Origin of the sequence: Thiobacillus sp. SCUT-2 (genome assembly GCF_035621355.1) — a bacterium.
Classification (GTDB): Bacteria; Pseudomonadota; Gammaproteobacteria; order Burkholderiales; family Thiobacillaceae; genus Thiobacillus; species Thiobacillus sedimenti.
Genome location: NZ_CP141769.1, coordinates 952,352 through 976,704, shown reverse-complemented (window position 1 = coordinate 976,704; position 24,353 = coordinate 952,352). Strand labels below are relative to the sequence as shown.

Sequence of the window (24,353 nt, the reverse complement as noted above, 5' to 3'; positions counted from 1 at the left end):
ATGCCCTACAGCCTCGTCAAGCACGTCCACCTCACGACGATCGGCATCACGCTGACGCTGTTCGTCCTGCGCGGCGTCTGGATGATGACCGGATCCGCACGGCTGCAGGCGCGCTGGGTGCGCGTCGTCCCGCACGTCAACGACACCCTGCTGCTTGCCAGCGGGCTCGGGCTCGCCGTCATGCTGGGCCAGTACCCCCTCGTCGACGGCTGGCTCACGGCCAAGTTCTTCGGGCTGCTCGCCTACATCGTGCTCGGCACCGTCGCCCTCAAGCGCGGCCGGACCAAGGGCGTGCGCGTCGCCGCCTGGATCGGCGCCCTGCTGGTGTTCGGCTATATCGTCGCGGTGGCCCTCGCCCACGACCCCTTCCCGTTCCGGCACTGAAGCCCGGCTGCACAAATTTCCCCTGACGCCGGAACTTTCCCGCGCGGGCGTCCTCTATGCGGTACACTTGCTGCAGCAACACATGGGGCCGACCTGGCTTCGACGTGGGTCGCAAAGCAGATAAGGGCATACCGAGGGTCGGATGACCTCGTAAATCCAACCGAAAAAGTAATAGTCGCCAACGACGAAAACTACGCTCTGGCCGCTTAATTGCGCCAGACTCTGCACCAGTCAGCCTGCGGGCTGGGCCGGGTAAAACCGGCAGCAGAGTCACTTCAGCAGGATCGCGCCGTCCCGGGTGGCTTGGGCCGGCGTTAAATCAAGGCCACTCGCCTGAGGCGAGCCTGTTCGGCGGGCGCGCACCGGGTTAAAACCCAAATCACCGGACTAAGTATGTAGAACTTACTGTAGAGGGCTTGCGGACGCGGGTTCGATTCCCGCCGGCTCCACCAGATTTCGATCCCTGGTGGTCCACGAATGGCCATGATTCTTCAAGGATCATGGCCATTTTCACGTCCGGTCTCCGAAGGCGGACCGGCGCGGCTCACATCGCTCGACACCATTTACACGCCACCGATGAATCCCGCCCACGCCCAGACGCTCCGCGACCTGCTGCGAACCCAGGAGGTCGCCGCGCTGGGCACCCTGCATGCAGGCCAGCCGTACGTGTCGATGGTGCCCTTCGCGATGCTGCCCGACGTCTCGGGCTTCGTGATCCACGTCAGCAAGCTCGCGGCCCACACCCAGGACATGCTGGCGAGCCCGCAGGTCAGCCTGCTGGTCGTCGCGCCGCGCTCGCCCGACGTTCCCGCCCAGGCGCTGGCGCGGATCACGGTGCTGGGCCGCGCAGCACAATACGCAGGCGGAACCGAAGACCACGCGGTGGCCAAGGCCGCCTACCTAGCCCGCTTTCCGCAGAGCGAGGACCTGTTCGGCTTCGCCGACTTTTCGCTGTTCGTCATCAGGCCCGATTCGATCCGCTTCGTCGGCGGGTTCGCGCAGGCGCGGACGCTGTCGCCGCAAACGTTCGCCGACGTGCTGAGCGACCGCTGAGGCGTGCTCAGCCGATCAGCGCCACGGCCTTGATCTGCGCCCACACCGCCTGCCCCGGGTGCAGTTCGAGCTTCGCCGCCGAGCGCCGCGTGATGCGGGCGACGAGCGGCGCGCCGCCGGCGTCGAGCCGGACGAGCGCGAGCGCGGGGTGGGCATCGTCGGCGATCTGGGCGACGGTCGCCGGCAGCAGGTTGAGGATGCTGCTGTCGCCGTGCGCTTCGAGGGCAAGGCTGATGTCGCGCGCGAGGATGCGCACGCGCACGCGCCGGCCGACGGGCAGGCCGCTGTCGCGCACCCACAGGTCGCCGCCGGCGGTGGCGACGCGCGCGAGGTGCCAGATGCCGTCGATTTCGGCGATCGTCCCCTCCAGCACGACGCCCGCATCCTCGCCGAGGCGGATCGGCAGGTCGAGGCGCGCCAGGGTTTCCCCGAGCGGGCCTTGCGCGGCGACGCGGCCGTCCTCGATCGCGACGATGTGGTCGGCCAGCCGGGCGACCTCGTCGGGCGCGTGGCTGACGTAGAGGATGGGAATCTCCAGCTCGTCGTGCAGGCGCTCGAGGTAAGGCAGGATTTCCTGCTTGCGCGCGTGGTCGAGCGCCGCGAGCGGTTCGTCCATCAGCAGCACGCGCGGACTGGTGGCGAGCGCGCGGGCGATGGCGACGCGCTGGCGCTCGCCGCCCGACAGGCGGTCCGGCTTGCGTTCGAGCAGGTGACCGATGCCGAGCAGCGCGACGGCGCGCTCGACGTCGACGCGCCGCGCCGCGGGCGGCACGCGCTTCATGCCGTACTCGAGGTTGCGCCGCGCGCTCAGGTGCGGAAACAGGTTGGCGTCCTGGAACACGTAGCCGAGCGCGCGCCGGTGGGTGGGCAGGAACACCTTGTTCGCGTCGTCCTGCCACGCCTCGCCGTTCACTTCGAGGCGGCCCGGCGCGCGGTCGAGGCCGGCGATCAGGCGCAGCAACGTGGTCTTGCCCGAACCGGACGGGCCGAACAGCGCGGTGACGCCACGCCCCGGCAAATCGAGCGCGACGTCGAGCGTGAACTCGCCGCGCCCGAGGCGGAATTCGGCGCGGATGCTCATGCGCGCTTCCGCCCCAGCCAGTTGAGGCTCAGCAGCGTCACGAACGAGAACGCGACCATGGTGGCGGCGAGCGCCTGGGCGGGACCGTATTCGAGCGCCTCGACGCGGTTGTAGATGGCGACCGACGCGACCAGCGTCTCGCCCGGGATATTGCCGCCCAGCATCAGCACCACGCCGAATTCGCCGACGGTGTGGGCGAATGCGAGCACGACGGCGGTCAGGAAACCGGGGCGGGCAAGCGGCACGGCGACGCTGAAGAAGCGGTCGACGAAGCCGGCGCGCAGCGTGGCGGCCGCTTCCAGCGGACGCGTGCCGATCGCCTCGAAGGCATTCTGGATCGGCTGCACCGCGAACGGCAGCGAGAACAGCACCGAGCCGACCACGATCCCCCAGAACGTGAACGGCAAGCGCCCGAAACCGAGCGCGTCGGTCAGGTGCCCGATCGGACCGTCGGGCCCCATCCACAGCAGCAGGTAGAAGCCGAGCACGGTGGGCGGCAGCACCAGCGGCAAGTTGACCAGCGCGCCCACGGGTCCCTTCCAGAACGAACGGGTGTGCGCCAGCCACCACGCCAGCGGCGTGGCGATGACGAGCAGGATCGCCGTGGTGATCGCGGCCAGCCTGAGCGTGAGCCAGATGGCCTGCAGGTCTTCGGGGCTCATGGCGGGCTCAGGGCAGCGCGTAGCCGTAGGACCGGATCACGCCGTGCGCTTTCTTCCCCTTGAGGTAGGCGACGAAGGCGTCGGCGGCGGCCTTGTCCTGCGGCTTCGCCAGGACGACCGCGTCCTGGCGGATCGGGGCGTAGAGGGCCTGCGGCACGACCGAGGACGAGCCGCCGGCCGGCTTGCCGTCCTTCAGCGTCTGCGACAGCGCGACGAAGCCGAGGTCGGCGGCGCCGGTGGCGACGAACTGCAGGGTCTGGCCGATGTTCTCGCCCATCACGAGGCGATTTTGAACGGCGTCCCACAGGCCCAGCTTCTGCAGCGCTTCCTGCGCGGCGCGTCCGTAGGGGGCGAGCCTGGGGTTGGCGATCGCAAGCTTGCCGAAGCGGCCCTTCAGGACCTCGCCCCTGGCGTCGACGGTGCCGGGGTTCCGGCTCCACAGCACGAGCGTGCCCTGGGCGTAGGTGAATTCGCTCGCCGCCTCGGCGTAGCCCTCGCTGCCGAGGCGGCGCGGCGTCTCGTCGTCGGCCGCGAGGAAGACGTCGTACGGCGCGCCGTTCCTGATCTGCGCGTAGAACTTGCCGGTCGAGCCGAAGCTCGCCTGCACGGTGTGGCCGGTATCGGCCTGGAACATCGCCGCGATCTCCTTCATCGGCGCGGCGAAATTGGCGGCGACGGCGACGCGCACCTCGCCGGCTTCGGCGCGCAGGGCGAGCAGGCAGAGGGCGGCGAGGACGGCACTTCGTACGGTTTTCACGCGAGCTCCTTTCACGGCGCGACGGCGAGGATGATGTGCGAGGCCTTGATCAGGGCGCAGGCGCGCGCGCCGGCTTCGAGGCCGAGGGAACGGACGCTGTCGTTCGTGACGATCGCGGTGACGAGCTTGCCGCCGGGCAGCTCGACGACGACCTCGGCGTTGACCGCGCCTTCCTGGCAGCGCACGACGACGCCGCACAGGCGGTTGCGCGCGCTGGTCCTGAGTCCGTCGTCGGTGGTGAGGATGACCCACGGCGCCTTGACGAGCGCGTAGGCCTCGACGCCGGGGCCGAGCGCGAGGTGGTCGACGCTGTCGTTGGTGATGATGGCGACGAGCGCATCGCCGCCGCCGATGTCGAGGAGGACCTCGGCGTTGACGGCGCCCTTCTTCACCGATTGCACCCGGCCGAGGAACTGGTTGCGCGCACTCGTCTGCAAGTCGAATCGCCTGATGACGCGGTAGTACGCGTCGAAATCGCCGCTCACGCGGTCGAGCTGCGCCAGCACCCGCTGGCGTTCCTGCTCCAGGCCCTGGCAGGCGGCGACGACGCGCCGGCCGTATTCCGTGAGGCGCGTGCCGCAGCCCCGCTGGCCGCCGGCCTGGCGCTCGACCAGCGGCTGCTCCGACAGGTTGTTCATCGCCTCGACCGCCTGCCAGGCCGCCTTGTAGCTCATGCCCATGGCCTGCGCCGCGGCCGAGATCGAGCCGCTGGCGTCGATGCGCGCGAGCAGGTCGAGGTGGTCCCAGCGGCGGCCGCGCTCGATGCGGAGCGGTGCGGCTTTCGGTCGGTCGGCGGCGGGCTTCATCGGCTTGTCGGGGTGGGGAGGGCGCGTTATTACCCAATACTACATAACGATTGGCGAAAAAATAAGCCCGTGCCCGCGGTCACGGCCCGCGGCGCTCAGTCCGCGCCGAGCCCCCGCAACCGCGCCCGCAGGCGATCCATTTCGTCGAGCAGGTCGGCCACCAGCGCGGCAAGTTCCGGGACGGCGTCGAAGTCCCGCTCCAGCTGGCGCATGCGGCGCGCGCGCAGCAGCGCCTCGCCGGAAAAGCGCCACACCCCTGCCACGCTCTCGGCGTGCGGAAAAAGGCCGGCCTCGATGTGCCGCAGCAGCCAGTCCGGCTCCACCACGCAGGCGGCGGCCACCTGTTCCAGGGTCAGCCAGGAGTCTTCCATCAGGCTGCCGATGAGGACGTCGTGTTCGATCATGTTCAGCCCCTCCCGCGCGGATCGAAGGCCAGTTCGCGTGCCATGGTCTCGTAGAGCGCCCGTGCGCGCGGCGTGTCGGCCGGCGGCAGCACGACCTCGATGCTGAGCAGGAGGTCGCCGGGCGGCTCGCCGGGGATGCCCTTGCCGCGCACGCGAAGTTGCCGGCCGCTCTGCGCCCCTTCGGGAATGCGCACCTTGACCGCGCCGCCGGGCAGGTCGACGGCCACCACTGCGCCCAGCGCCGCTTCCCACGGTGCCACCGGCAACGTCAAGCGAAGGTCGCGCCCCTCGGCGCGCAGGCGCGGATGCGGCCTGAAGTGGACTTCCAGCAGCAGGTCGCCGGCCGGCGCGCCGCCGGCGCCGGATGCGCCCTGCCCCGCCAGCCGGATCACCTGGCCCTCGCGCACGCCCTTCGGCACCTTCACGTTCAGGGTCCGCGCGCGCAGCGTCACGTGCCCGCGGGCGTCCGTCTCCGGCGCGCGCAGCGTGATCTGGCGCGTCGCGCCGGTGAAGGCATCCTCGATGTCGAGCTGGACGCGCGCATGGTGATCCTCGCCGCGCGCCGCGTATGCCCCGCCCCGGGCGTGGAATCCGCCCCCGCGCGCGCCGCCCATGCGGCCGAACAGCTCGGCGAAGAAGTCCGAGAAATCCGCCGCTTCGTGCGGCGAGTAGCCATGGCCGGAGAACTCGAAGCCGGCGTCCCAATCGGGCGGCGGGCGGAACTCCTGGCCCGGCCGGTAGCCCTGGCCGACCTGGTCGTAGGCGGCGCGCTTCTCGGGGTCGGACAGCACGGCATACGCCTCGTTGACCTCCTTCATGCGCGCCTCCGCGTCGGCCTCCCTGGAGATGTCCGGATGGTACTTGCGCGCGAGCTTGCGGAAGGCCTTCTTGATGTCGTCGGCGGTGGCGTCACGGGCCACGCCGAGCGTCTGGTAATAGTCCTTGAATTCCATGCGCAATCCTTGCTCGGGGCGTGTGAACGGCAGTTGTCGCGACGCAGGTGCGGGCGGGCGCGACGCTTTCAAGTACTTGAACATTACACGCTCATCCCAAGATTCGACGACAGGGGCGCATGCGCGGCCCGACCCATCCGAAAAGGAGATCACGACCATGCTTTACCGCTCGCTGTTTCCCCGCGAAATGTTCGCGGACCTGGACCGCCTGCAGCGCGAAATGCAGCAGGCGTTCGACATTTCCCCCAGCATCCGCGGACTCACCCGCGGTTTTCCCGCGCTGAACGTCGGCGGCACGCCGAAGTCGGTCGACGTCTACGCGTTCGCCCCCGGCATCGACCCCGCCAGCCTCGAGGTGCAGATCGAGAAGGGCGTGCTCACGATCGCCGGCGAGCGCAAGCCGGAGGCCGTCCCCGAGAAGGCTTCGGTGCACATCGACGAACGCTACGCCGGCCGCTTCCGCCGCGTCGTGACGCTGCCGGACGACGTCGATGCCAACGCCGCCAGGGCCAGCTACCGCGACGGCGTGCTGCACATCGGCATCGCCCGCAAGGAAGCCGCGCAGCCCCGCCGCATCGCCATTCAGTAAGGAGGAACGCATGAACGCACACGCCACCCCCGAGAAGCGCACCGACAGCCCGCGTCCGGAAGCCGCCCTGCTGCCGCCCGTCGACGTCGTCGAGGATGCCGGCGGCATCACGCTCTACGCCGACCTGCCGGGCGTCCCCAAGGACCGCCTCAGCCTGCAGATCGAGGCCGAGACGCTCACCATCGAGGGCGAGGTCGTCCTCGACGTGCCGGAAGGCATGGAAGCCTCGCACGCCGAGGTGAGCCTGCCGCGCTACCGCCGCGTCTTCACCCTGTCCAAGGAACTCGACGCCGACAAGGTCAGCGCCGAATTCAACCAGGGCGTGCTGAAGCTGCGCATCCCCAAGGCCGAACACGCGCAGCCGCGCCGGATCGACGTGAAGGTCGCCTGAGACACGCAGGCGGGACGGCGCCCCGCGCGTCGAAAAGCGGCGCCGATGTGAGACACTTGGCCCCATGACTTCGCCCGCGCACGCCTTCCCCCTCCACGGTCCGGGACTGCGCGGGGCGCGGCGGCCGCGCGTGGCGATCGTCGGGCGTCCCGGAAGCGGCAAGCGCAGCATCTTCCGCGCGGCCGCGAGCACCGCCACGCACCACGAACGCCTCGCCGGCGTCGGCCCCGCCTACGAGGAGAGCCTCGTCGAGGTGGGGATCGACCAGATCTCCCTGGTCGCCCTGCCCGCCATCGACGGCCTGCACGACCTCGATCCCGACGGCTGCATCACGCTCAAGTACCTGCTGTGGGGCGACCGCTGGCCCGCCATCGCGCGCCACGAGGCGCACCAGCCCGAGAGCGCGTTCGCCGCGCCCGACGTCCTGCTGCTGGTGATGGACGCCACCTCGCTCGAACGCGACATCGAACTCGCCCTCGAACTGATGCAGCTGGGGCGCCCGATGGTCGTCGCGCTCAACCGCATGGACGAGGCGCGCAGCCGGCGACGCTTCCTCAACGTGCGTGCGCTGGCGACGAAGCTGGGCGTGGCGGTGGTGCCGACCGTCGCCCACATGGGCATCGGCCTCGCCGACCTGTTCTCGACGGTGGTGCGCACCGCGCGCGAGGCGCGCTCGGCGCATGCGCAGCGCCCGACGCCTTCGCCCAGCGCCCATATCGAGGCGCAGCTGCGGCCCATCGCCGCCATCGCCCGGCAGCCGGCGGTGGCCGCGGCGTTCGACGTGCCGGAAGCCATGCTGACGATGCAGCTGGCCGAGAACGACGGCTACTTCGCGCAGGAACTGCAGGCGCATTTCCCGGAGCAGCACGCCGCCCTGCTCGCCGCGCGCGCCGCGGCCGGGGCCGCGCTGCCGCGGCCGCTGGCGGAGGAAATCCACGCCGACCGCCATCACCGCGCGGCGATGCTGTACGAGACGGTGAGCCGTCCCGGCCAGGAGGGGGCCCCGCCGCGCTGGCAGCGCTGGGCGGACGACCTGTTCCTGCATCCGCGCTGGGGCTTCGTCGGCACGCTCGCCGTCTTCGCCCTCGTGCTGCTGTTCGTGTTCGAGGTCAGCGCGATGCTCGACAGCCTCACCGTCGCGCGCCTGGTCGCGTGGGCCGAGCCGTGGCACCCGACCAGCCTCGCGGGCGTGCTCGCGCGCGCCGTGTTCGACGGCTTCGTCGGCCTCGCCGGCATCGTCATCCCCTACATGATCCCGCTGGTGCTGCTGCTGGTCTGGCTGGAGGAGTCGGGGATCATGCACCGCGTCGCCTTCGTGGTCGACCGCGGCTTCCACCGGCTCGGGCTGCACGGCGGCGTGGCGCTGCCCTTCCTGATGGGCCTGGGCTGCAACGTGCCGGCGCTGGCGGCGACCGCCGCGGTCACCCACGGCCGCGACCGCACCGTCGCTTCGCTCCTCATCACCTTCCTCCCCTGCTCGGCACGCTCGGCGATCCTGCTGGCGGTCGGCGGCAAGTACCTGGGCGGCTTCGGCGTGTTCGCGCTCTTCATGCTGGCGCCCATCGTCGTCAGCCTGGTCGGCAAGCTCCTGAGGCGGCGCTATCCCGAGACCACGCCCGGCATGATCCAGGAGATCCCGCCGTACGCGGTGCCCACGCTGCACGCGCTGCTCGCCAACACCTGGGAGCGCAGCCGCGACATCGTCACCATCGTGCTGCCGCTGCTGGTGGCCGGCAGCGTGGTGCTGGCGCTGCTGGGCCATTACGGTGCCGACCGCTGGATCGACCTGGCACTCACGCCGGTGACGGCCTGGTGGCTGGGGCTGCCCATTGCGCTGGGCGTGCCGATCCTGTTCGGCGTGCTGCGCAAGGAACTGTCGCTGCTGATGGTCTTCCAGGCGCTGGGCACGCAGGAGCTCGGCGGCGTGCTCGATGCCACCCAGATCGCCACCTTCCTCGTGTTCCTGACCTTCTACGTGCCCTGCGTGTCGACCTTCGCCATGATGCTGAAGCTGCTCGGCCGGCGCGACGCGCTCTACTCGGTCGCGCTCTCGATCGGCGTGGCGCTGGCGGCCGCCGGCGTCGTGCGGGCCGTGATGGAGCTGGCGACGTGGGCACTGTAGCCGACCGGCGTTGACGCCCGCCCCGATCGCGCCCCCGCTACGCTCCACTGAACGATAGCCAGCCGCCCGGGTCCGAGCATCGGTGGCATTGATGTCGGGACAGGTCGCCCATATAATAAGCCTACCTTATTATATTTAATGCATATGAGTTCACGACAGGAGAGCCTGGGGTTCCTGCTTGCCGACGTTTCGCGCCTGATGCGGCAGGCCTTCAGCCAGCGGCTGGAGGGCAGCGCGCTCACGCTGGCGCAGGCGCGCGCGCTGATCTACGTCTCGCGCAACGAAGGCCTGCGCCAGGTGGAGCTGGCCGACATGCTCGAAATCCAGCCGATTTCGCTGGCGCGCCTGATCGACCAGCTCGCCGACGCCGGACTGGTCGAGCGGCGCCCCGACCCCGCCGACCGCCGCGCCTATCAGCTGTTTCTCAAGCCGGCCGCGACGGCCGAACTTGCCGCCATCGAGGCCGTTACGGCGTCCATCCGCCGCGACGCGCTGGCCGGCATCGCCAAGCCGCAGGCCGACGCCGTGCTCGCCGCCCTGAAGACGATGCGCGCGAACCTCGCCGCCCTCCCGCGTCGCCCGACCAAGGAAATTTCCCAATGAGCCCGCCCGATACGCCCGATACGCCCGATGCCCCCGTTCCCGCGCCGAACCGCCGCCGCCTGCGGCGCCTCCTCCTCGTCGGCGTGCCGCTGGTCGCCGCCGTCGTGGGGCTCGGCTTCTATCTGGCAGGCGGCCGCTACGTGTCCACCGACAATGCCTACGTCAAGGCGGACAAGGTCCCGGTGAGCGCCGAGGTGTCGGGCGCGATTCTCGAAGTTCGCGTTCACGAGAACCAGACGGTGCAGGCGGGACAGGTGCTGTTCCGTCTCGACCCCGCGCCCTTCCAGGTCGCGGTGGCCAAGGACGAGGCCAAGCTCGCCCAGGTGCGCACCGACCTCGCGGCGCTGCAGGCGAGCTACCGCGAAAAGCAGGCGGAGATCGCGCTCGCCCGCACGCGGCTCGCGTTCGCCCACCGCAACCAGCAGCGCGAGGCCGACCTCGTCGCCCGGCACTTCATCTCCAACGCGCGCTATGACGACGCCCGCCAGGACACCACGCTTGCCGTGCAGCAGATCGGCGCGCTGGAACAGGATCTGAAGCGCATCGGCGAAAGCCTCGCCGGCCGCGTCGAGGGCGACGTCACGCGGCATCCCGCCTATCTCGCCGCCCAGGCCGAACTCGAGCAGGCGAAGCTCGATCTCGCGCATGCCGAGGTGCGTGCCCCGTTCGCGGGAACGGTGGGCAAGATGCCCAAGCCGGGCCAGTACGTGAGCGCGGGCGCGGCGGTCACCGCGCTGGTGGCGACGCACAACGCCTGGATCGAAGCCAACTTTCCCGAAACCGACCTGACCTACGTGCGCCCGGGCCAGCCGGTCTCGGTGCGCGTCGACACCTACCCGGGCGTGACCTGGCACGGCGTCGTCGACAGCCTGAGCCCGGCCACGGGCTCCGAGTTCTCGGTGATCCCGGCGCAGAACGCCACCGGCAACTGGGTCAAGATCATCCAGCGCGTGCCCGTGCGCATCCGGCTCGACGGCCCCGCGGACGCCCCGCCGCTGCGGGCGGGGCTGAGCACCGAGGTCGAGATCGACACCGGCCATCGCCGCAGCCTGCTGGGGCGCGCGCTCTAGGCCCGCCATGCGGCCCGCCGTGTCCGCCCCGGCCGTCGCCCATCGCGGCTTCATCACCCTCTCGGTGATGCTGGCGACGATCATGCAGGCGCTCGACACCACGATCGCCAACGTCGCGCTGCCGCACATGCAGGGGTCGATGGGCGCCACCCAGGACCAGATCGCCTGGGTGCTGACGTCCTACATCGTGGCCGCGGCCATCTTCATGCCGCTGACCGGCTTCCTTGCGGCGCGCTTCGGCCGCAGGCGCATCTTCATCTGGTCGGTCATCGGCTTCACGGTGACGTCGATGCTGTGCGGCGCCGCGCAGAGCCTGCCGGAGATCGTCGTGTTCCGCCTGCTGCAGGGGGTGTTCGGCGCCAGCCTGGTGCCGCTCTCGCAATCGGTGCTGCTCGACACCTTTCCGCGCGAGCAGCACGGCAAGGCGATGGCGATGTGGGGCGTCGGCGTCATGGTGGGGCCGATTCTGGGACCGACGCTGGGCGGCTGGCTGACCGAGTACTACAACTGGCGCTGGGTCTTCTACATCAACCTGCCGTTCGGCCTGCTCGCCTGGCTGGGGCTGGTGACCTACATCCAGGAAACGCCCATCGACCGCGCGCGCCGCTTCGACCTGATGGGATTCGCCATGCTGGGGCTGGGGCTCGGCATGCTGCAGATGATGCTGGATCGCGGCGAGACGCTCGACTGGTTCGCCAACCCGGAAATCGTCGCCGAGGCGATCCTGGCCGGCCTCTTTCTCTATCTTTTCGTCGCCCACATGTTCACCCATCCGGCGCCCTTCATCGAGCCGGGGCTGTTCCACGACCGCAACTTCAGCATCGGCCTGCTGTTCATCTTCGTCGTCGGCGTCATCCTGCTCGCGACGATGGCGCTGCTGCCGCCCTACCTGCAGTACCTGATGAACTATCCCGTGATCGACGTGGGCCTGGTGCTGGCGCCGCGCGGCGTCGGCACGATGATCGCCATGATCACCGTCGGCAGGCTGTCGGGCCGGGTCGACCCGCGCTACATGATCTTCGCCGGGCTCGTGATCGTGAGCGTCTCGCTGTGGGAGATGACGCACTTCAGCCTCGACGTCACGCGCTGGGACATCGTGCAGACCGGCATCACGCAGGGGCTGGGGCTCGGCTTCATCTTCGTGCCGCTCTCCACCATCACCTTCGCCACCCTCGCGCCGCATTTCCGCAACGAGGGCACCGCGCTGTTCAGCCTGATGCGCAACCTCGGCAGCAGCATCGGCATCTCGGTCGTGATCAGCTTCCTGTCGCAGCACACGCAGACGAACCACGCGGCGCTCGCGGCCTACCTCACGCCCTTCAGCCTGCCGCTGCAGGCGGCCGTCGAATCGGGTGCCTACGCCCTCGCCACGCCCGGGGGCCTGGCCATGCTCAACGGCGAAGTCACCCGGCAGGCCGCGTCGCTGGCCTACCTGCAGGATTTCCGCTTCATGATGTGGATCACGCTGGCGGCCATCCCGCTCGTATTGCTGCTGCGCGCGCCGGCGAAGCACGCGCCGGCGCAGGACGAGGCGCTCGGCGCCGTGATCGAGTGAGCGGCCGCGCGCGCGATCAGGAGCCCGAACCGTCCCCCTCGCGCAGCTCGTCCATGATGGCGTCGATGTCCGCCTCCCAGTGATCGAAGATCGGCTTCAGCGCCGGGTCCGGGAAGAAGTCCTCGAGCGTCCGCGGGTGGCTCGACACCAGCAGCGCCTGGTCGCCCTCGGCGAAGATCGTGATGTTGAGCGGCAGGAAGGGAATCAGCTCCGGATGCGCGGCCGTGACGCGCCTCACCTCGTCGAACTTGCCGAAATAGACGACCCGGTACATGTCGCTCTTGTACTCGCGCCGCGCCAGGTTCTCGTTCACCTGCTGCAGCCGCGTGATCGTGTAGCCGCGCGCGGAAATCGCGCTCTGCAGCAGCGCCATCGCCTCCGGGAAAGGCTGGTTCATGCGCGCCATGATGAGACCGTCGGCGCCGGCGGGGGCCGCCATGACCAGCAGGCCGAACGCGGCGGCCGCCAGCTTCTGGATCAGGGTCTTCATAGCGTCGCCTCCTCCATGATCTTGGTGTAGTTCTGCTTCATCTGCTCGCACAACTCGTTCAGCTCGGAATTGTTGAACAGCTGGCTCAGCACCTTGGGATTGACCGACATCACCTGCACCTTGCCGTCGGGCTTCTCGAGGATGGTGATGCGGCACGGCAGGAACATGCCGACGCGCGGGTCGACCCCGAGCGCCTGGTTGAGCAGGCTGATGTTGCAGAAATAGACGATGACCTGCTTCGGGTTCTCGTTCTCGGGCTGGGTCAGCCCGTATTCGAGCGTCTGCACGCGCCCGTAGAAGAAGTTGTTGGTGGTGACCGCCGTCTTGACGTTCTCGACCGTCGTCTTCAGGTCGTAGGGCGAGTCGCGCACGATCACCGGGCTCTCGGCCTGCAGCAGCTGGGCGGAGCCGGCGAGCGGCTGCTTCTCGAAGCTGCGCACGTAGCTGACGATGTCGTCGATGTCCCTTTCCTTCAGCCCCTGCTTCAGGAAGGAGCGCATCGGCGTGCCTTCGCGCCCCTTCATCAGCGTGGCCTTGATCATCGCGTCGGGGGCGGCGGCGAGGAAGCCCGGGTTGTGCAGCGCGGGCGCCATGATCGGCAGGTCGCGCGGGCGCGAGAAGGTCACGCCCGTCCCCTTCGCCCCCTCGCCGTTCGCCCCGTGGCAGGCGGCGCAATTCTGCGCGAAGAGCTTCTTGCCGCGCGCGGGATCGCCCTTGACCGGCGCGTTCGAATAGGTCACCACGGGTCCGCTGTACCAGGAGCGCACGTAGCGGACGATCGCGTCGATCTCGTCGTCGCTCAGGTTGGAGAAAGTCGGCATGACGCGCCCCGGACGGCCCAGGTGGATCGTCTTGCGCAGGTAGTCGTCGGTGATCGTGGCCTGGAACGAGGGCAGCGCCAGCGGCACGCCGATGCTGCCCGTGCCTCTGGCGCCGTGGCAGGCCGCGCAGTTGCGCGCGTACAGCTTGGCGCCGTTCGGTTCCCCCCACGCGGCGGACATCGCCAGCGCGCCGAGCAGGATGGTTGCAATCAGACGGATCAGCATGAGCGTTCCCCTCTTACCAGCGTGAGACACCATATTAATACATCGGCATATTAATATGTACTTTAGAAGCGGATTTTCGCAATCGGCCATGCGAGCGCACGATGCGCATGCCAGAATACTGGCACGGACGCCGGGGGGAGCCAAGGTTAGGATTTACCAGTCGACGCGAATCAGCAGGCGCCCCGCCCTTGTCCCGCACACTCACCCGACGCCCCCCACGATGAACGACCTGATCACCTGGCTGCCGCCCGAACTCGCCCCCTTGCCGCGCTACGTCGTCGCAATGGCCATCGGGCTCCTGATGGGATTCGAGCGCGAACGCAACCCGGCGGCCAAGGCCGGCCTGCGCACCTTCGCCCTGACCGCGCTGTTCGGCGTGCTGTCCGCCCATCTGGCGGCGGCGCTCGGCGAGACGTGGATGGTCGCGGTCGGTCTCCTGCTGGTCGGCGCGATGATGATCGCGGCCTACCTCCAGTCGCCGGCGCAGGACGGCGACCCCGGCACGACGACGGTGGCGGCGCTGATGCTGTGCTACGGCCTCGGCGTGCTGGTGTGGCACGACGAAATCCAGCTCGCGGTGATGCTCGGCATCGCCAGCACGATGCTGCTCTATTTCAAGCCGGAGCTGCGCGGCCTGAGCCAGCACCTGTCGCGCCGCGACCTGCTGTCGGTGCTGCAGTTCGCCGTGCTCTCGCTGATCATCCTGCCGCTGCTGCCGAATCGCGACTACGGCCCCTTCGGCGCGCTCAACCCCTACCAGATCTGGTGGATCGTGGTGCTGATCGCCGGCGTCGGCCTGGCCGGCTACGCCGCCTTGCGGCTGGTCGGCCAGCGGCGGGGCGCCGTGACCGTAGGCCTGCTCGGCGGCGTGGTGTCGTCGACCGCGACCACCCTCGCCTTCAGCCGCCATGCGCGCGCCAGCGCCACGATGACCTCGATCGCCGTCATCGTCGTCGTGCTGGCCAATCTGGTCGTGCTGGTGCGGCTGGGGGTGCTGGCGGCCGTGCTGGCCCCCTCGGTGCTCGTCCACCTGCTGCCGGTGCTGGCAGGCGGCCTCGTCGCCGGCGTGCTGGCCGCCGCTTACGGCGTCCGGCAGCTGCGCCCGCAAGGCGAACTGCCGGCACTGGCGATGGCCAACCCCACGGAGCTGCGCACGGCCCTGGGATTCGGGCTCATGTATGCGATCGTGCTGCTGGCCGCCGCCTGGCTGTCCGACTGGCTCGGCGCGCGCGGCCTCTACGCGGTCGCGCTGGTGTCGGGCCTGACCGACGTCGACCCCATCACCCTGTCGAGCCTGCGCCTGTTCAATCTCGACAAGCTGTCATCGGCGGTGGTGGTCAACGTCGTCACGCTCGCGTTCTTCTCCAACCTCGCCTTCAAGTCCGCGCTCATCCTCTTCATCGGCGGCTGGAACATGGCGCGCCACGCGATCGCCGGCATCGGCGCGACCGGGCTGGGGATGCTCGTCGCGTGGGCTATAATGCGCGGTTTTTCCGCCTAGTCATCGAGCACAGCCATGGAAGCCGAAAGCCTCAACCAGATCGAATCCCGACTCGCCGACCTCGGCGCGCGCGCCGGCCAGCTCAGGGGGTTTCTTTGACTACCCTGTCAGGAAAGACCGCCTAGAAGAAGTCATCCGCCTCTCCGAAGCGCCCGATTTCTGGAACGATCCGGAAAAGGCGCAGGCGCTCGGCCGCGAGCGCAAGGCGCTCGAAGACGTGGTGCTGGTGCTCGACCGCGTCGCGGCCGGGCTCAAGGACGCCGGGGAATTGTTCGAGATGGCGCGCGCCGAGAACGACGACGACACCCTCGTCGCGGTGCGCGACGACCTCGGGAACATCGAGAAGGACGTCGCGCAGCTCGAGTTCCGCCGCATGTTCAACAACCCCGCCGACCCGTCGAACTGCTTCCTCGACATCCAGGCCGGCGCCGGCGGCACCGAGGCGTGCGACTGGGCGTCGATGCTGCTGCGGCAATACCTGAAGTACGCCGAGCGCAAGGGCTTCAAGGCCGAACTGCTGGAAGAATCCGAGGGCGACGTCGCCGGCATCAAGTCGGCCAGCATCAAGATCGAGGGCGACTACGCCTACGGCTACCTGCGCACCGAGACCGGCGTCCACCGCCTGGTGCGCAAGTCGCCGTTCGACTCCTCGGGCGGCCGTCACACCTCGTTCGCCAGCGTGTTCGTCTATCCCGAGGTCGACGACTCGATCGAGGTCGACATCAACCCGGCCGACCTGCGCATCGACACCTACCGCGCGTCCGGCGCCGGCGGCCAGCACATCAACAAGACCGACTCCGCGGTGCGCATCACGCACCTGCCGACCAACATCGTGGTGCAGTGCCAGAACGACCGTTCGCAGCACAAGAACAAGGCCGAGGCGATGTCGATGCTGAAGTCGCGCCTGTACGAAGCCGAGCTGCGCAAGCGCCAGGCCGAGCAGGACAAGCTCGAGGCGGGCAAGTCCGACGTCGGCTGGGGCCACCAGATCCGCAGCTACGTGCTCGACCAGTCGCGCATCAAGGACCTGCGCACCAACGTCGAGGCGTCGAACACGCAGAAAGTGCTCGACGGCGACCTCGACCAGTTCATCGAGGCGAGCCTCAAGCAGGGCGTGTGACCCCCGCGCCCGCCTGACGGGCGGGTGCGATATTGACCCACCCCAGTCTGCCGCCGGAGACCCGATGCGCACCGAAACGCCCGTCACGCTGTACCTGAAGGACTACACGCCGCCCGCCTGGCGGGTCAACTCGGTCGATCTGCACGTCGCGATCCACGACGGCCACGCCGAGGTGCGGGCGCGGCTTGCCTGCACACGCAATCCGGCGGTGGCGGACGCCCCCCTGGTGCTCGACGGTGAAGCACTGCAGTTGCTGAGCGTGACGCTCGACGGCGCCGCACTCGACGCGACGCGTTACGTGGTCGCCGACGACCGGCTGACGATCGCCGGCCCGCTCCCCGATGCCTGCGTGCTGGAAACCGTCGTGCGCATCGACCCCGACCGCAACACCCACCTCTCGGGCCTGTACCGCTCGCGCGACGGCTATTTCACGCAGTGCGAGGCGGAAGGCTTCCGCCGCATCACCTTCTTCCCCGACCGGCCGGACGTGATGGCGAGATTCAGCTGCACGATCGAGGCCGATCGCGCGCGCTTCCCGCACCTGCTGTCGAACGGCAACCCGGTGGCGGCGGGCGTCTGCGCGGACGACGCGACGCGGCACTGGGCGCGCTGGGACGATCCCTACGCCAAGCCCTGCTACCTGTTCGCCCTCGTCGCGGCGAAGCTCGACGTGCTGGAAGACGAATTCCTCACCGCCTCGGGACACAAGGTTCGGCTGGCGGTCTACGTCGAGCCGGGCAAGCTCGACCAGTGCGGCCACGCGATGGCGGCGCTGAAAAAAGCCATGCGCTGGGACGAACAGCGCTTCGGCCTCGAATACGACCTCGACCAGTACATGATCGTCGCCGTCGGCGACTTCAACATGGGGGCGATGGAGAACAAGGGCCTCAACATCTTCAACACCAAATACGTGCTGGCGCGCCCCGACACCGCGACCGACGCCGACTACCAGGGCATCGACCGCGTGGTGGCGCACGAGTATTTCCACAACTGGACCGGCAACCGCGTCACCTGCCGCGACTGGTTCCAGCTGTCGCTGAAGGAAGGCCTGACGGTGTTCCGCGACCAGGAATTCGGCGCCGACACGCATTCGCGCGCGGTCACCCGCATCCAGGAAGTGCGCGCGCTGCGCGTCGGCCAGTTTCCCGAGGACGCTGGCCCGATGGCGCATCCGATCCGGCCGGCCTCCTACGCCGAGATCAACAACTTCTACACCGCCACCGTCTACAACAAGGGCGCGGAAGTCATCCGCATGATCCACACCCTGCTCGGGCGCGACGGCTTCCGCCGCGGCATGGATCTGTACTTCCAGCGCCACGACGGCCAGGCGGTCACCTGCGAGGATTTCGTCGCGGCGATGCAGGACGCCTCCGGCGTCGACCTCACGCAGTTCCGCCGCTGGTACGCGCGCGCCGGCACGCCGCGTTTGACTGCATCCGGCACGTACGACGCCGCGACGAAACGCTACACGCTGACGCTCACGCAAACCCTCGCCCCGACCGCCTACGAGAAGCGGCTGGCCGAGTCGGGACAGCCGGTTGTCGAAGGCACGCTGCACATTCCCGTCGCGCTCGGGCTGGTGCTGCCAAATGGTCATGACGCGCCGCTGAAACTCGCCGGCGAGGCCGAAGCCGCCGGCACCACGCGCGTGCTGTCGCTGACCGAGCCCACGCAGACCTTCGTCTTCGAAGATGTCCCCGACGCCCCCGTCGCCTCGTTGCTGCGCGACTTCTCCGCGCCGGTGCAGCTCGAATTCGAGCAGACCGACGCCGAGCTTGCGCACCTGATGGCACACGATTCCGACGCCTTCAACCGCTGGGAAGCCGGCCAGCGCCTGGCGACGCGCGTCCTGCTCGCCGGCGTTAATGCGCAACAACGCGCAGCGTTACCGCGTCCCCCTCTCCCGCAAGCGGGAGAGGGCCGGGGAGAGGGAAACGCGCTTGGCAGCGACTGGATCCCCGATGCCTTCGTCGCCGCCTGCGGCCGCGTGCTCGACGACGGCCTGAATGGCGACCCCGCGCTCGCCGCCGAGGCACTCAACCTGCCCGCCGAAGCCGTGCTCGCCGAAGCCGTTGTTGCGCAAGGCGGCACCATCGACCCCGAAGCCATCCACGCGGCACGCGTCAGCCTGCGCCGCCACCTCGCCGCCCGCCTGCGCGATAAATTCGAAACCGTGTGGAACGCACTGGCCCCGAGCGAAGCCTATGCACCCGACGGTTCACAGGTCGGCCAGCGCGCGCTGCGCAACGCCTGCCTCGGCTATCTGGCCGAAAGCGAGGCCGACTATCTGAAAGCCTCGGTCGTGCCACGCCTCACCGCCCAGTTGGCGCCCGGCGGCAACATGACCGACGAAATAGCCGCGTTGGCCACGCTCGCCAACCTCGACCTGCCCGAGAGAGAAACGGCGCTCGCCGACTTCTACGCGCCCTGGCGGAACGAAGCCCTGGTCATCGACAAGTGGTTCTCTGTGCAGGCCACCTCGCGCCTGCCCGGCACCGCCGCGCACGTGCGCGCGCTGATGCAGCATCCGGCGTTCGATCTCAAGAACCCCAACCGCGTCTACGCCCTGATCCGCGGCTTTTGCGGCGCCAACCCGCGCCACTTCCACGCCGCCGACGGCAGCGGCTACGCGCTGGCCGCCGACGTCATCAGCGAATTGCAGGCGATCAACCCGCAGGTCGCCTCGCGCATCGCGCGCAGCTTCGACCGCTGGCGCCAATTCGACGCCGGCCGACAGGCCCACGCGCGCGCCGCGCTGGAACGCATTGCGGCGATCGAGGGACTGGCGAAGGACGTGGCAGAAGTGGTGGGGAATGCGCTGAAGGCTTAAGCGCAGCAGAGGCTATCTTGCCTGTATGCCAGCATAAGGTGAACGGCTGGCTCTCGACCTAAGCGATCAACCACCGTCTTTAGAAACCATGATCTGTCTCCTATTGCTCCCCTCCTAGAGTATCGCGCTCCCATAAACAACTCTTCGTCGAACGAAACTAGCTGTTCCCAGCGATCACTGTTGGTCTTGGCAGGTGCTCGCAGAGGGCGGGTGATAGGACGCATAAACCTATGCAATGGCACACGTTTGGGGTTGAATGCACGGATGCAAAATTCTTTTGGTATCAGCGTTAGCCGTCTGCAGCGCGGCCAAAATTGGTTGCTTAGTCTGAAGACGAAGGAAGAACTGCGGCGGTTGAAAATTGCTGATGGCAGCTCTAAGTGCCGCCAGTGACAATGGTTTCGGAATCCTGTGCGCCCCAGATAGTTCTAGCGCACATGCTGTTCCCTGCCCAGCGAAATACTCGAAAAACTCGGCCTTTGACAGCCCAGACACCGCACCAAACTGACGCCATAGCTTGGCAGGAGATTTGATGTGGACCGCCGTAATGCTTGCGCTGCCCGTGATGGATCCGACAGGGACCTTTTCGTAAATCCAGACGATATCGCCAGCGTTAACATGAAGTGCTCGGCGCCTCAGCTCAACTTTTTTTGTTCCAGCGTAGATGTTATGCGCATGGCGATGGTCAAGCGAGATCAGGATATTTTCTACCTCAGTCATTGCTGAATGCTTCCTGCAAGATGGCCTGCGTCTGTACAAATGATATGGGTTTTGTCGTGAGCAAATTCGTTGCCGAACCACATCCCAGACTGACAAGTGTCTTAAGCGGTACTGCACGAGACAGCACGAAAATATTGTCGAATACGGTCACAGTTTTGAGCACTGACTTTCCCACTATCTTGATAGTTTTTCCATTGAGCACCGATTGCTCAAAATCTTCATCCCCGAGATCGTTGCAGTGCTTGAGATATGCTTGACGAACACGAGCCATGGCGACCAAAGCAGCGCGCCCCCCATTGCGAGTGGACTCATAGAAAAACATCAACGTTCCACGCTTAAAGTGCCGGAGACTGGTTGGCGCACAAATGTAGTGACGATCACGAAAAAGAGTTGCTCTAGGTGATGGCAGAAAGGATGTTTGTGCCGAATGGCCCAGCAACGGCTCCGCATAGCCTCGCCGGATGGGGGTAATCACTGCCGGTCTCCCGGGTAAGCAAAAGAGAGCCGGTGCAAGTAACGACTCAAGATCATCTAGCGTAATAAACCGTTGATCACCGTCGGAGCCAATTACAGCAATCTGCTGGTCGGGTCCATGAAAATGCGGAATCTGATCTGGCAATCTGACACCGTTGTTACGCTCAAGTCGCTCCCGGTGAACCGCCCAAGTATGAGCTGTCAAGACTCCGCCCAAGGCAACCTTGTATAGACCTTCTTGCCCTGAAGCACCTCTAAACCCTAGCTTGATTGCGGCCTCTCGCACTGCTGGCTGTGACCCAGGAAGCTCAAGATCAATACGCGCCGCTGAGGTCTCCGCCGGCAAGCGGTCAATTAAGAATGTGAGCATTATTCGTGCAGCGTCTGCAGCAGCAGCATGCTTGGTGTTGACAGCCATGCGCGCAAGAACCGTTGCAGTCGCCAAGGCATTAGACCAGGTGATATATCCCACCAGCTCATTAGTGGCCCACACACCGAAACGCGTTGCAACCAAGGTGTTCAACCCCGTGGGCAGCCATGCTGTTGTGACCTGTGATGTAGGCACTCCTTGCACCTTCAAGAGGGCGTGGATTGCCTCGGAGTGCTCATTATCCACATGGTGGAGCCTCAATTCGAAGTCTTCATGGCCTTCAAACGTGTTTGTTTGAGGCTCTATTCGGGCCGCCATGAACGCATCGGGAGAAATTAGCTCGATGCCATACTTATCCTTGATTGACCGAGCTGCAGAAAGCACGGATTCGTCGTTTGTGATCAGTCCTGCAAGGCCATGCTGGACCGCAGTCGCGATATGTCGAAGGTCGGATTTGTCATTTCTCGACAACTTTTCTTTTTCAGGGAACACTAGAGCGTGTAGTTCAGCCAATAGAGGCTCAAGGGGGTCATACTTCCGAAGCGGCACCTCGGGGAGAATATCTATGAACCCCTCCATGGGGTCGATCTTTCCGGGTGTCGCTGTCTCCTTTAACTCCGTTCTCAACTCATCGCTAATTGCCAATCTACAAAGGTTCGAGCGCTCCGCCTGAAAAAGGCCAACCGCCTTTTCGTGACGAGCGCGGCGAGGTCCGGCAAGGTCAAAAACGACATTTAAATCCAGCAGAAAGAGGAGATCGCTACCGACTTTAGGAGGTTGGAGGCCGAGAGGATTGTGTTTGTTGAGGCCACTTCGTGGAAACAACTGAGGTGAGTCTAGTTCGTGGCAACGATGAAGGATGACCCGCTTGCGAGATTCACCCCCCTTCTTGATTCTTTGAACATGAAATTGTTGTCGCTCCCAAAAGGCGTTTGCTGTGGCTAGGTCTTCTGCGACACCGGCATATATCGATGTAAACCCTGCATCGGTCAACTCGGCTTTAAACCGATTTAGTAAAGTTGTGGCCGCTCCGTTTCGTCTGAAACCAGGGTCCGTGTACATCTGGATGACCTTGGCGGTCGGATACGACTGACTAAAAATCAAGTGCCCCGCGTACTTCGAGCCTTGGGGTGTGTCCGCCACCAACACGTAGAGACATTCCTTGCGCGCAAACTCGTCGTAAACCTTGCCAGGCAAAAAGCCAAGCTCTTCTTTGTGTGTATCAGCCGCCCTGCGCACATGATCAAGGTAGACTTGTGTCTGGCCGAATCGGCTCAAGATATGGAAAGAATTCGCTGCTTTTGTCATCAAGCTGCTCCCGTGGCATCTTCTTTTGGGGCCATTACAGGCTGCTGATTGTAAACATCTCTAATTGGTGTCGATCTTAGCCAATGAGACCGGGTAAAGCGGACCTCCCCGTTACGACAGTGGTAAATGTCCTGTACGTAATCCATAGCAGCCGCCCCGAGGACCGATTACCGGCGGCAGCTTTGGCCGAATAACGGCCATCAAAAACAATCCGCCGGACAAGACGATCGAACATACGGCTCACCCCTCCGCCACCACCCCCAGCACGTCCTCGCCGTAGGCCTCCAGTTTCTTCGCACCCAGCCCGGGAATTTCGCCCAGCTCCGCCAGCGTGGCAGGACGGCGCGCAGCGATCTCGCGCAGGGTGGCGTCGTGCAGGATGACGTAGGCAGGCACGCCCTTTTCGTTGGCGGTTTCGCGGCGCCAGGCGCGCAGGGACAGGAACAAGGGATCTTCGTCGTCGTGGACGCCGGCGCCGGAGCTGGGGGCGAGGCGCGATTTCTTGCGCGCCGGCCGCGCTTCGATGGCGCGCAGCATGACGGTTTCCTCGCCCTTCAGCACGGGCTTGGCGGCCTGGGTGAGCTTGAGTGCGCCGTAGGCGGTGTGATCGACCTCCAGCAGGCCGCGCACCACGAGCTGGCGCAGCACGGCACGCCAGACCTTGTCGCTCTGGCTGGCGCCGATGCCGAACACGCTCAGCTGGTTGTGGCCGAAGCGGTCGATTTTCTCGGTGGTCTTGCCGAGCAGCACGTCGATGACGTGGCCGGCGCCGAAGCGCTGGCCGGTGCGGTAGACCGTGCTCAACAGCTTCTGCGCGGCCTCGGTGCCGTCCCACAGCGTGGGCGGGTTGAGGCAGACGTCGCAGTTGCCGCAGGGCTGGCTGGCTTCGCCGAAGTAGCTCAAGAGCGCGACGCGGCGGCAGCTGGCGGCTTCGCACAGGCCGACCAGGGCGTCGAGCTTGGCGTGGCCGATGCGCTTGTGCGTGTCCTCGGCCTCGCCCTCGTCGATAAAACGTCTTTGCGTCACGACGTCCTGCAGGCCCCACGCCATCCACGCCTCGGCGGGCTCGCCGTCGCGGCCGGCGCGGCCGGTTTCCTGGTAGTAGCCCTCGACCGAGCGCGGCAGGTCGAGGTGGGCGACGAAGCGCACATCGGGCTTGTCGATGCCCATGCCGAACGCGAGCGTGGCGACCATGATGACGCCGTCCTCGCGCAGGAACCGCTCCTGGTGGCGGCGGCGCGTGTCGTTGTCCATGCCGCCGTGATACGCCAGCGCGGTGTAGCCGGCCTGGACGAGCGCCTCGGCGGTTTCTTCCACTTTCTTGCGCGTGCTGCAGTAGACGATGCCGGCCTCGCCGGCGTGTTCGTCGAGGAAGGCGAGCAGCTGGCGGCGCGGGTCGGATTTCTCGCTGATGCGGTAGCGGATGTTGGGGCGGTCGAAGCTGGCGGCAAAGACTTGCGCTTCGTGCAGGTCGAGCCGTTCGACGATCTCGGCGCGCGTGGCGGCGTCGGCAGTGGCCGTGAGCGCGATGCGCGGCACTTCGGGGAAGCGCTCGTGCAGCGCTGACAGGCCGAGATACTCGGGACGGAAATCGTGCCCCCACTGCGAGACGCAGTGCGCCTCGTCAATTGCAAAGAGCGCGAGCCGCGCCTGCTCCAGCAGGCTCTGGAAGCGCGGCGTCAGCAAGCGTTCCGGCGCCACGTACAGCAGCTTCAGCTGGCCGGTCACGAACTCGCGCTCGACCTGCATCGCGGCAGCGCCGTCGAGGCTGGAATTCAGGTAGGCCGCGGCGATGCCGAGTTCCTGCAGCGCCGCGACCTGGTCGTGCATCAGCGCGATCAGCGGCGACACCACGACCGCGCACCCCTCGCGCAAGAGCGCCGGGATCTGGTAGCACAGCGACTTGCCGCCGCCGGTCGGCATCAGCACCAGCGCGTCGCCGCCGCCCGCGACCTGCTCGATGATGGCCTGCTGCTGGCCGCGGAAGGCGGGGTAGCCGAAGACGCGATTCAGCAGTTTTAGGGGCGTGTCGGACATGGGAATCGGGCGGGGCGTGGGGAATTC

General features: G+C 67.0%; 22 protein-coding genes and 1 other RNA gene. 12 read left to right on the top strand and 11 right to left on the bottom strand.

Translation table 11 applies throughout. The features are described 5' to 3' along the window. The 3 genes from VA613_RS04750 to VA613_RS04740 all read left to right on the top strand — a co-directional run bounded on the left by VA613_RS04750 (position 1) and on the right by VA613_RS04740 (position 1,437). Positions 1-384, top strand: a complete 384-nt coding sequence (locus tag VA613_RS04750) for a SirB2 family protein (protein WP_324780711.1) — start codon at positions 1-3, stop codon at positions 382-384. Between the two features lie 84 nt (positions 385-468). Next, positions 469-836: a transfer-messenger RNA gene (ssrA, locus tag VA613_RS04745) on the top strand. A 124-nt stretch (positions 837-960) separates the two neighbouring features. Beyond that, positions 961-1,437, top strand: a complete 477-nt coding sequence (locus VA613_RS04740; protein ID WP_324780710.1) for a HugZ family pyridoxamine 5'-phosphate oxidase — start codon at positions 961-963, stop codon at positions 1,435-1,437. A gap of 7 nt (positions 1,438-1,444) precedes the next feature. Here the strand turns inward: VA613_RS04740 and modC are convergent, their stop codons facing one another. From modC to VA613_RS04710, 6 genes are all read right to left on the bottom strand, one after another. Then, on the bottom strand, positions 1,445-2,518 hold the full coding sequence (gene modC / locus VA613_RS04735; protein WP_324780709.1) for a molybdenum ABC transporter ATP-binding protein: 1,074 nt from the start codon (positions 2,516-2,518) through the stop codon (positions 1,445-1,447). Next, a complete protein-coding gene (gene modB, locus VA613_RS04730; protein ID WP_324780708.1) occupies positions 2,515-3,180 on the bottom strand; it encodes a molybdate ABC transporter permease subunit in 666 nt (221 codons plus the stop codon). Before modB ends, modC begins: the two co-directional genes overlap by 4 nt. A gap of 7 nt (positions 3,181-3,187) precedes the next feature. Then, a complete protein-coding gene (modA, locus tag VA613_RS04725; protein WP_324780707.1) occupies positions 3,188-3,937 on the bottom strand; it encodes a molybdate ABC transporter substrate-binding protein in 750 nt (249 codons plus the stop codon). 11 nt (positions 3,938-3,948) lie between these two features. Further along, entirely contained in the window at positions 3,949-4,743 is a 795-nt protein-coding gene (locus tag VA613_RS04720; RefSeq protein WP_324780706.1) for a TOBE domain-containing protein, read from the bottom strand. A 95-nt stretch (positions 4,744-4,838) separates the two neighbouring features. Next, complete coding sequence (locus VA613_RS04715) at positions 4,839-5,147, bottom strand: chaperone modulator CbpM (RefSeq protein ID WP_324780705.1); 309 nt, start codon at positions 5,145-5,147, stop codon at positions 4,839-4,841. A 2-nt stretch (positions 5,148-5,149) separates the two neighbouring features. Further along, complete coding sequence (locus VA613_RS04710; RefSeq protein WP_324780704.1) at positions 5,150-6,100, bottom strand: DnaJ C-terminal domain-containing protein; 951 nt, start codon at positions 6,098-6,100, stop codon at positions 5,150-5,152. Between the two features lie 157 nt (positions 6,101-6,257). On the opposite strand from VA613_RS04710, the gene VA613_RS04705 reads away from it, so the two are divergent. From VA613_RS04705 to VA613_RS04680, 6 genes are all read left to right on the top strand, one after another. Further along, positions 6,258-6,689 carry an Hsp20/alpha crystallin family protein gene (locus VA613_RS04705; protein ID WP_324780703.1) on the top strand — a complete coding sequence of 144 codons (432 nt, stop codon included), beginning with the start codon at positions 6,258-6,260 and terminating at the stop codon, positions 6,687-6,689. Positions 6,690-6,699: 10 nt separating this feature from the next. After that, the gene (locus VA613_RS04700) at positions 6,700-7,080 is read left to right on the top strand and encodes an Hsp20/alpha crystallin family protein (protein WP_324780702.1); all 381 of its coding nucleotides are present in this window, start codon (positions 6,700-6,702) and stop codon (positions 7,078-7,080) included. 64 nt (positions 7,081-7,144) lie between these two features. Further along, on the top strand, positions 7,145-9,202 hold the full coding sequence (locus VA613_RS04695) for a ferrous iron transporter B (RefSeq protein ID WP_324780701.1): 2,058 nt from the start codon (positions 7,145-7,147) through the stop codon (positions 9,200-9,202). Between the two features lie 144 nt (positions 9,203-9,346). Next, positions 9,347-9,805, top strand: coding sequence for a MarR family winged helix-turn-helix transcriptional regulator (locus VA613_RS04690; protein WP_324780700.1), 459 nt, complete (start codon positions 9,347-9,349; stop codon positions 9,803-9,805). Further along, a complete protein-coding gene (locus VA613_RS04685) occupies positions 9,802-10,875 on the top strand; it encodes an HlyD family secretion protein (protein WP_324780699.1) in 1,074 nt (357 codons plus the stop codon). Before VA613_RS04690 ends, VA613_RS04685 begins: the two co-directional genes overlap by 4 nt. 19 nt (positions 10,876-10,894) lie before the next feature. Beyond that, positions 10,895-12,430 carry a DHA2 family efflux MFS transporter permease subunit gene (locus VA613_RS04680; RefSeq protein WP_324780698.1) on the top strand — a complete coding sequence of 512 codons (1,536 nt, stop codon included), beginning with the start codon at positions 10,895-10,897 and terminating at the stop codon, positions 12,428-12,430. Between the two features lie 16 nt (positions 12,431-12,446). Here VA613_RS04680 and VA613_RS04675 read toward each other — a convergent pair whose 3' ends face one another. After that, positions 12,447-12,920, bottom strand: coding sequence for a DUF302 domain-containing protein (locus VA613_RS04675; RefSeq protein ID WP_324780697.1), 474 nt, complete (start codon positions 12,918-12,920; stop codon positions 12,447-12,449). Further along, positions 12,917-13,966 carry a c-type cytochrome gene (locus tag VA613_RS04670; protein ID WP_324780696.1) on the bottom strand — a complete coding sequence of 350 codons (1,050 nt, stop codon included), beginning with the start codon at positions 13,964-13,966 and terminating at the stop codon, positions 12,917-12,919. Before VA613_RS04670 ends, VA613_RS04675 begins: the two co-directional genes overlap by 4 nt. Positions 13,967-14,186: 220 nt before the next feature. Between VA613_RS04670 and VA613_RS04665 the strand changes: the two genes are divergently transcribed. From VA613_RS04665 to pepN, 3 genes are all read left to right on the top strand, one after another. Beyond that, positions 14,187-15,467 carry an MgtC/SapB family protein gene (locus VA613_RS04665; protein ID WP_324780695.1) on the top strand — a complete coding sequence of 427 codons (1,281 nt, stop codon included), beginning with the start codon at positions 14,187-14,189 and terminating at the stop codon, positions 15,465-15,467. 15 nt (positions 15,468-15,482) lie between these two features. Further along, a protein-coding gene (gene prfB, locus VA613_RS04660) for a peptide chain release factor 2 (protein ID WP_407702866.1) occupies positions 15,483-16,587 on the top strand; the annotation gives its coding sequence in 2 pieces (ribosomal slippage) (positions 15,483-15,563 and positions 15,565-16,587; 1,104 coding nt in all). Between the two features lie 64 nt (positions 16,588-16,651). Further along, entirely contained in the window at positions 16,652-19,417 is a 2,766-nt protein-coding gene (pepN, locus tag VA613_RS04655; RefSeq protein WP_324780694.1) for an aminopeptidase N, read from the top strand. Positions 19,418-19,645: 228 nt separating this feature from the next. Here the strand turns inward: pepN and VA613_RS04650 are convergent, their stop codons facing one another. The 3 genes from VA613_RS04650 to recQ all read right to left on the bottom strand — a co-directional run bounded on the left by VA613_RS04650 (position 19,646) and on the right by recQ (position 24,326). Beyond that, positions 19,646-20,137 (bottom strand): hypothetical protein, encoded by a 492-nt coding sequence (locus tag VA613_RS04650; protein WP_324780693.1) that lies wholly within the window; start codon positions 20,135-20,137, stop codon positions 19,646-19,648. Then, the gene (locus tag VA613_RS04645) at positions 20,130-22,289 is read right to left on the bottom strand and encodes a GNAT family N-acetyltransferase (protein ID WP_324780692.1); all 2,160 of its coding nucleotides are present in this window, start codon (positions 22,287-22,289) and stop codon (positions 20,130-20,132) included. Before VA613_RS04645 ends, VA613_RS04650 begins: the two co-directional genes overlap by 8 nt. Positions 22,290-22,529: 240 nt before the next feature. Beyond that, a complete protein-coding gene (recQ, locus tag VA613_RS04640; protein ID WP_324780691.1) occupies positions 22,530-24,326 on the bottom strand; it encodes a DNA helicase RecQ in 1,797 nt (598 codons plus the stop codon). Positions 24,327-24,353 lie beyond the last annotated feature (27 nt).